General features: G+C 54.8%; 6 protein-coding genes and 1 pseudogene. 2 read left to right on the top strand and 5 right to left on the bottom strand.

The annotated features are described in order from the left end of the window. From ABX962_RS23500 to ABX962_RS23480, 5 genes are all read right to left on the bottom strand, one after another. Nucleotides 1-338 (bottom strand): hypothetical protein (locus ABX962_RS23500; RefSeq protein ID WP_372722847.1); only part of this gene is annotated, 338 nt, incomplete at its 3' end. After that, on the bottom strand, nucleotides 335-826 hold the full coding sequence (pgsC, locus tag ABX962_RS23495; protein ID WP_372722846.1) for a poly-gamma-glutamate biosynthesis protein PgsC: 492 nt from the start codon (nucleotides 824-826) through the stop codon (nucleotides 335-337). The genes pgsC and ABX962_RS23500, both read right to left, overlap by 4 nt. Then, nucleotides 826-2,058 carry a poly-gamma-glutamate synthase PgsB gene (pgsB, locus tag ABX962_RS23490; protein WP_372722844.1) on the bottom strand — a complete coding sequence of 411 codons (1,233 nt, stop codon included), beginning with the start codon at nucleotides 2,056-2,058 and terminating at the stop codon, nucleotides 826-828. The genes pgsC and pgsB overlap by 1 nt, the downstream gene beginning before the upstream one ends. 927 nt (nucleotides 2,059-2,985) lie before the next feature. Next, a complete protein-coding gene (locus ABX962_RS23485) occupies nucleotides 2,986-4,278 on the bottom strand; it encodes a PQQ-binding-like beta-propeller repeat protein (protein ID WP_372722842.1) in 1,293 nt (430 codons plus the stop codon). Nucleotides 4,279-4,471: 193 nt separating this feature from the next. Then, nucleotides 4,472-4,918: a hypothetical protein gene (locus tag ABX962_RS23480; protein WP_372722840.1), complete on the bottom strand. Its 447-nt coding sequence runs from the start codon at nucleotides 4,916-4,918 to the stop codon at nucleotides 4,472-4,474. 370 nt (nucleotides 4,919-5,288) lie between these two features. Here ABX962_RS23480 and ABX962_RS23475 point away from each other — a divergent pair, with 370 nt between their 5' ends. Beyond that, nucleotides 5,289-7,451 carry a hypothetical protein gene (locus tag ABX962_RS23475; RefSeq protein ID WP_372722838.1) on the top strand — a complete coding sequence of 721 codons (2,163 nt, stop codon included), beginning with the start codon at nucleotides 5,289-5,291 and terminating at the stop codon, nucleotides 7,449-7,451. Nucleotides 7,452-7,485: 34 nt separating this feature from the next. After that, a pseudogene (locus tag ABX962_RS23470) lies at nucleotides 7,486-8,252 on the top strand (peptidase M50); the annotation flags it as partial.

Genomic DNA, 8,252 nt, shown 5'->3' with positions numbered 1-8,252 from the left:
TTTGACTCTAGCGAGCCTAACTTGCTGGTGACAAGCGACATCGAAGGACCGACCAAGTGCGAGCCTTGCGGATCCAACTTGGCGACTGCGGGAAGCCCTTGTTGATGATGGACGTCGGCGATCACTCGCATTGCAGACTCTGCTTTCATTGCCGCTGCAAGCAATTGTTCCTGGTGTTCGGGAGAGACTTTCGCAGGCCAAAAATGCACGACCGCCATTCCCGAGAGCGACAGGATCATTCCGGCCCACAACCCCATACGCGACAGACGTTTGGGCCGCCAATACATTACTTGAAAGGGTGTCTTTCCCGTTTCCACATTGCTACTGATATCGTTCATCCAATGACCTCCACGCCAACAAGAATCAATGTCAAACGCACGAGAACCGCCGAGGACATCATCGGCGACAAGGTTTCGATGAAGCCTTGGCGTTCAAACCACAGTGCGATTAATCCAGGAATGATGAATCCAATCATCACGATCGGACTGACGACCTCATTGGCCGCGTCAGCAACCATCACGACCGATAAAGCGTTGGCAATCAAGCGAATTCCCATCCCCACCGCAAAACCAATCATTACCGTCAACACCACGCGTCGACGACCAAACAAGATCGCCCAGCGTGACACCAGTCGCACAAGCCCCCAAGTGATCATCGCAGCGACGATCGTCAGCAGCACCGCCACGGGTTGATGTAACGACAAAGCGATGTACCCCGGCACGATCATCCCGCCGACGCTCAGCCCTAGCAACTCGGTGACAACCAAACTGATCAACAAACCAATCGCAATGGCTAGCAAGGTGACGTCAATATCCATCAAACTCATCAGGCCGCTCCTACGGGAATGTGATCCGTAAACTGAAGACGTTGCATTTGATCCGCCTTGCGAAAGTAGTCCAATAAATCCATCCCGGGACCCGCGATGTTCCCCATCCCCATCACCATGGATGAACGCCCCGATTGGCCTCGCAGCAAATTCACCACCTGCATCGCCGGTTGTGATTCGGCGCAGGTCAATCGGTCTCGCGACAAACCGCTCTGGATTACGCGACGCGCGAAGACTTCGGTCCCCGTGCCGGACAACACATAGTGGTCCGCCGGATGCCATCGCATACACGCTTCGGCCAACTGCAGCGAGCGGTCCACTCGGTCTTCGCGACAATTGAAAAGCGCGATACGTCGCTCGACCCCTTCGTAACGCTGGACCAGCGTGTTCCAGCTATGCCCGGTCGACTCGGGATCGTTTGCGGCAAAGGCATTCACAAAAACCATTTCTTGGTTTTGTTCGGCGACTCGGAACAATCGCATCACTCCGGGATCCGCATCGGCCGCCCACATGCCTTGCAGTGCCACGTGCCGTGCAACCCCCAGGTCGCGGCAAATCTGCAGCGCCAACGCCAAGTTGTCGGGATGCTCGATGTGGGAAAAACCGGCAAGTTCTTCCCAAGTCACTTCGCGAACGGCATCGTCGAGAATCGAAACCACCTCGGATTTACGATCGGTCGCGGCGTCCGCAATGACTTGCAATGTTTCCGGACGCTGCTCGGCCGTATAAATTTTTCCGCCCACAGGAACGGTACCACACAACGCTTTGGCAACGCCGACCACATCCGGCCCCATCACATCCAAATGGTCGGCGCGAGCATTAGTGATCACCCCGTGCGTGGACTTGACCAATTTCAGTTCGCAAATCGATTGAAGCTGAGGTTGCAGCGCCATGCACTCAATCACAAGCGCTTCGGCTTGCAATTGAACAGCCGCGTGCACCACACGCCGCTGTTCCATGATATTCGCTCGCGACGGACGAAACACCGACGCTTCGCTGCCATCCGGAAAGATCATGCGGGGAACCGTACCGGTGGTCTTCGCACACGTACGTATACCGCCTGCACGCAATCCTGCGGCAATCAAACGCGTTACACTTGATTTACCCCGAGTCCCATTAACGTGGATCCTAATGGGAATTTTCGAGAGATTACGTTGATGCCATAGCGACTCAGCAATTCCAACCGCTGACAACGCAAGTGCACCGCCACTAACCAGCAGAGTCCCGTACATGAACCCTCCATTCTTTTAACAGCTTCGGTTTCAGAAACGACAGATATTAGGACGTCAGAAAATTGAGATCAAATAATAGACCGGTAGCCATTCCAACAACGAATCGATTGTAAAAATGACTTGCGTGCTGGTAAGCGTTACAAACAAAAATCGGTGCTTACCAACCTCCGCGTGTCATCTTTGGTCACAAGTCATTCGTCACAAGATTGAGTGAAACAACCGTTCCAGATGAACAGAATAGATCGAGATAAGAGTAAAAGACGCGTTCGGTTTCCTGCGTGAAACGACTGAACCGTCAGACTAGATCCTCACCATACACAAATGCCGTGCCCGCAATCAAGGGCGTTCCAAGAGCGACGTCGGCATTCACCTCGTCGGCTATCCGAATCTCTCTCAGTTGCATCTTTTGCGGGTGGGCACACGAGCCCGGCTATCTTCTATCGCACTTTTAAAGCCGATTGGCAGAGTGAATTAGATTCGTTTTTAGACATTCCAGCTCAGAGGCTACGCGATAAAGAATCGCGATTCCTAATCGCAAAACGATTCGTGTCGATTTCACGAAGTCGGATCCGTTCCAGCAGGGAACGGGGGATCTCATCCGCCGCAAAGTGGGGCCAATCCCAAGGATGCATCCGGCCCCTAAAGCCACGCTTTAGGGCGGCGAATCTTGCGAGCGGCGTGAGAGAAGATCGGCATGAAGTTTTGATAAATCAACAAAATCCCGACCGAGTTCACTGGACACTTAACGCGAGGATTTCGGATTAGCGAACGCTGTAAACGCGTTCGCTCGATTGACAGCGTGAGCCTTCGGGGTGGCCGTGCCCCCGTCGGCTCAAGGGGAAGCCGTTCGCCTGTTTCTAAAGCAGGCCGGTAGCCTGCGCGTTACGGTTGCCAACAGGCTGGCAGCCTGTGCTACGAAGCAGTCAGTTACTTCAATTTGTAACACATCAATTTGCCCTGCTCGCGCAGATACAACTTGCCATCGGCGATCACCGGATGAGACCAACTCTTGCCCTGCTGGAACTCGGGCTGGATGATGCTGACGACATCAAACTTTTTCGGCGTAGCTTTCGTCAACAGGATCGTGCCGTCTTCGCGGCGATAAAGAATATGCCCATCGGCATAGATCAAACTGGTTTCCCCTTTGCCTTCGGCCCGTTCAGGCCCCCACGCGATTTCGCCGCTCGCCATTTCGACACAGATCGGCATCCCGTTGCCGTTGCCATGGCCGCAGTAGATGTAGCCATCGACCAGCGTCATGCCACCATGTTTGTTCTGGAGTTCACGCCCATCAAGCCAATATTGTTCGGTTGCTTTAACGCCGCCACGACCATCCGAGGCCAGTTTCAGTAGCGCCGAACCAGTGCCGTAGCCCGTACTGGTAAAGACGTCGTCGCCATCGACAATGGCGGTCGGAATGTTGGCGGTGGTGTTAGCCACGCGATTGTATTGCCACAACAATTTTCCATCACTCGCCCGGACACCGATCAAACCGCGGCCGACTAATTGGATGTACTGTTTCACGCCGCCACCGTTAGAGACGACAGGCGATGAATACCCCGCACCGTCCTTGACATCCTTTCCACCGGTGTCTCGCTGGTCCGCCGCGAGTGTGCATGCCCAGATTTCATCGCCATTGGTTTTGTTCAACGCGACCATCAAACCCGACGATCCACCAGGCGTGCAAACCACGCGGTCCCCATCGACAAGCGGCGATTCACTGAATCCCCAACCGCTCATCATCTTTCCATTCCAATCTTTGAAGTCACGACTCCAAACTTCGGAGCCATCTTTTGCATTAAGACAAACGATGCGGCCATCGCTGCTGACCATATACAAACGATTGCCATCGATCGTGGGAGTCGTCCGACTTCCTTCGTAGCCATGCTTTGGCGGTCCGGTTGCGATCGCTTGCTTCCAAAGGATGTCACCGGTGTTTACATCGATTGCGACCGCTGATTGACTATCCTCAAAATTACCAGTGGTATAGATTCGATTTCCTGCTACCGAAACGCTGGCGTAGCCGTCACCGAGTCCTTCGGCCATCCACTGCAGCGACGGACCTTGTTTGCCCCACGAATCGAACACCCCCGTTTCGGACGAGCGGTTGGCACGGTCGGCACCGCGCCACTGCAACCAATCCTCCGCCTGGGAAATTGAAAAGCCAACGACAGCTGAAAACACCAAGGGCAGACTCGCCCGAAACGACATCAATTGCATGAATCGATCCTAAAATTGCTGGAAGGAAGGGTCGGGTTCGAAAGGAAGGAAGGGGGCGGGTATCGCAGAGCAAGCGTCAAAAACGCTCCACCGATTGTACGCTGATCAGATGGCGAAGTATGCAGCCGAACGCGATATCTCTGATTGTCCGTCGAAAAACTCAACGCTAGCCGCTCGCCCCCTTTTTTGCAGTCTAGCCGGTCAGACCTCGGACCTTCAAAAAGGCCGAAATTGCGACAATCACACAGGCCAACACGACCACCACTTTAAGCCATTTCGCTCGATTGCTTCGCATCCGCTCGAATTTGGGACTTCGCCCGACCAACACCGACGCAATAAAGAAGATCACGAAGGCGAGGATCATCTTGGTCCCCACCATACCGTGGTAAAGCCCGTCGCCTTTGTGACCTGGAATCGCCCGCATGTAGTTGTAGATTCCGCTAGCGAGTAACAGCAGAATTCCAACATGGACAAAGCGTTTCCAGCGTCCCAAAACCGCTGTACTGAGCGATTGCCGCGGTTGGTCGTCGAGTTCTTTGGACGACGGCAGCAATACGAACAACAAAAACATCGTCCCGCCAACCATCGTGATCGCGGTGCCAACGTGAGCAAACCGAGACAGCACATCAAGAAAAAACATTAGCCCATCGCTCCTAAACGCGTGTGGTAGATTCAGCTGCGATTAGAAGTCATCCCCAGTCATTGACCAAGCCCACGGTCATTTGTCCCCAGGGCAATCAAAATGCTCATCCTGATCGGTATCGCCTCATACCGCGACCATCGAGCGAACCGGATTCTTGACACCCGAAACCCTACAAACGGTACAATCCAACAGGGACCTACATACGGCGCGACCTCAACAATCGTCCCCAATTCCACCTACTTTGCTGAAATTAACGACCGCCAGACCGCCTGGGCTGTGATTGTGAACTAGCCTCGGATTTTGCGACACGACAAAGAGTGACGACTAAGTCAAGCATTGTTAATAGACACCGCGATTAGGCACTGCGTTGAACGCTCCTTCCACCCGTAAACCGCATCGGCCGTCAGCGAACCGCGGCGAACGTCTGGCGGGCAACGATCCCAAGTCGCTGCTGACGTCGATCGCCAAACGCTGCAACGATCGCAACGAGTTCATTCGCCAGTTGGCTCAGCACTTGCAAAGCGAATTTGCGATGGGGATTGTCGCGGTCGTATCCCTGGACCACCAAGCCCTGGACCACGAACATCCAATGATGCTGGTCGCCGACGAGAAACTTGGAAGCCAAATCGACCGTGGGTCGATTCGCCAGAATCTACAGCTGGCGACCGCGACGCCGACCGCCAGTGAGGTTGCGTTACTCGATTCATCAGGTTCCCGCGATTCATCGTCGGATCAAACTCTCGCTTCCGCAGATTCCAGCGGAACCGAAACCTCGCTCTCGGTCCGCGGGTTCCGCGTCGAATTGATATCCGCCCCTCATCGCTTGGCAGTCTTACTCGTCCACCGAATCAGTCATCGCCCCACAGCTGCAGAACAACTTGATACCCTTCGCCGGCTTAATGCCTATGTTCAATCTGTCGATCCGTTGGACCTGAACGGCAACACCTGGCAGCGCCCCGCTGCCGAATCTGGGGAAAAGCCAAACGCGACCTCAAACCTCGCGTCATCGCGACGCGACGGCGGCGAAACACTCTCGCAACGCGCCGCTCTGCTGCAACTGCATCGCAGCCTTTCGGTCCAGCGAACGGCGTATGCCATCGCCAACGAAACACGACGCATGATCGGTTGTGACCGAGTCGTCGTGCTGACCCGACGCGGCAAAAAGTTCCGGGTTCAGGCGGTCAGCGGGGTTGCGGTCGTTGACAAACGCAGCAACTCGACTCGCAGCATCGAACGTTTGGTCCAACACGCGATCGTTTTACCAGGTCCGGTAATGCTTCCCGATTCGGAAATGTTGCCGCCGCAAATCCAATCCCCGCTGGACGAATATCTCGATCAGTGCGGAACCACATCCGCGGCACTATTACCACTGCGGATTGCGGACGATCAAACCGACGACGTTTCTTCGGACGACCTGAGCGACGATCCGTTTCCCAACCGCGGCGAAATCGTCGGTGTCTTGCTGGCCGAATATTTTAGCGGTGAAGGCCCCGACAAGATTACGGCGACGATGCAGCGGGTCGTCGGTGATTCGGCGGTTGCACTGCACAATGCAGTACAGCACGAGAGCATTTTTGCATTGAAGCTCTGGAAATCGATTGGCCGAATCAAACGCTCAGGCCAATGGGTCTGGATTGCGACCGCGATCACGTCGCTGCTGATGCTTGCGATCGCTTCGGTACTGATCCAAGTGGATCATTATGTGATTGCCACCGGTTCACTCGAACCAACGCAGCGACGCCAAGTCTTTGCCGCCGTCGATGGGGTCGTCAAAACGCTGAACGTCGTCGATGGCGAATCTGTCACGACCGCGATGCCGCTGCTGGAACTTGAAAACGCTGAACTTCAGCGGAACAGCGAAACGATTGCAGGGCAAATCCAGACCACACTACAGCGTCTGGCGTCAATCAAAGCAGTCCGGCTCAGCGGCGATGCGAAACAAAACCCGTCCGACCGCATGGCGGTGGAACAGCAACAACTTGAAACCGAACTGGCCAATTTACGGTCTCAACAAGCAATCCTTGAATCCCAACAAGCCGACTTGATCGTCAAGAGTCCGATTGAAGGAACGGTAGTCGGTTGGCAACTCGAACAACGGCTTGCTCGCCGCCCGGTATCGCGAGGCAATTTGTTATTGAGTGTGGTCGATGAAACCGGTCCCTGGGAACTGAAACTACAAATCCCGGATCGCGACGCGGGCGTGATGCTTGAATCGTTCGAACAGACCTCCTCGCTTCCGGTGACCTTTGTTGTCGCAACCCAGCCCGATCGGTCGTACGCCGCGTCGCTGCACCGCATCGCAACCGCCGCACGCATCGACGAGCGACAACAAGCGGTGATCGATACAACCGCCCGTGTCCAACGATCACACGGTCACCAATCCGCCACCGACATTTTTGATCCTCTGGATGTCCGCATCGGGGCCGATGTCACCGCACGTGTTTATTGTGGCCATCGTTCTTTGCTTCGCAGTTGGTTCAGCGATGTGTTTGACTTCGTCAATCGCAAAGTGCTGTTCTATTTCCGCTAACCGCCTCCTTTACTGATACCGTCACCTTCCGCTCATGTCGTCCATCAACCGCTCATCGAGTAACGCGATCGGAGTTCGCGTTCGCAAGGATCTGATAGCGGTTCAAACGCTGCACCAGAACGAGTCGGCGTATGTGGTAAAAGACCCGATATCGATGACGTACCATCGGCTTCGAACCGACGAATATTTCGTTTTGAAACGTCTTGATGGCCGCTGCAGTCTTGACGATCTACGTCGTGAGTATGAGCAGAAGTTTCATCCGCAAAAAGTTTCGCACCGTGAACTGAATCAACTGCTGTTCCGATTGCACCAAAGCGGATTGACGGTTTCGGATGCCGCCAACCAGGGGCATCCTCTCGAAATCCGCGGTCGCAAGGAACAGCGACAAAAATGGCTGCAACAACTAAGCAGTTTGCTGTTCATTCGCTTTCCCGGCGTCGATCCTGAACCGTTTCTCCGCCGCACCTACCCGTGGGTCCGTCCACTACTGAGTCCGCTGGCAGTGGTGACTGCGGTGTTTCTCTGCCTCTCTGCTGCCATTGCTTTCGTTACCCACTGGGACACATTTGCAGCGGAGTTTCCCACAATCGGCGTTTGGTTGAGACTCGATTCGTTACTGATTCTGGCGGCGGTAATCGGCAGCACCAAAATCCTACACGAACTCGGACATGCATTTGTCTGCAAGCACTTTGGCGGCGAGTGCCATCAAATTGGCCCCATGCTGCTGGTGTTTACCCCTGCACTGTACTGCGACACCTCTGATTCCTGGATGCTTCCGAATCGCTTCGAGCGCGCCGCAGT

The sequence above is a fragment of the Novipirellula sp. genome (assembly GCF_041583735.1).
Lineage (GTDB): Bacteria > Planctomycetota > Planctomycetia > Pirellulales > Pirellulaceae > Novipirellula.
The sequence above is the reverse complement of the archived record's forward strand: the minus strand, read 5'-3'. Positions and strand labels throughout refer to the sequence as shown.

What these genes read in the sequence shown, in the direction of transcription:
- pgsC (WP_372722846.1), bottom strand. Translation starts at nt 826, where the DNA reads ATGAGTTTGATGGATATTGACGTCACCTTGCTAGCCATTGCGATTGGT.
- pgsB (WP_372722844.1), bottom strand. Translation starts at nt 2,058, where the DNA reads ATGTACGGGACTCTGCTGGTTAGTGGCGGTGCACTTGCGTTGTCAGCG.
- ABX962_RS23485 (WP_372722842.1), bottom strand. Translation starts at nt 4,278, where the DNA reads ATGCAATTGATGTCGTTTCGGGCGAGTCTGCCCTTGGTGTTTTCAGCT.
- ABX962_RS23480 (WP_372722840.1), bottom strand. Translation starts at nt 4,918, where the DNA reads ATGTTTTTTCTTGATGTGCTGTCTCGGTTTGCTCACGTTGGCACCGCG.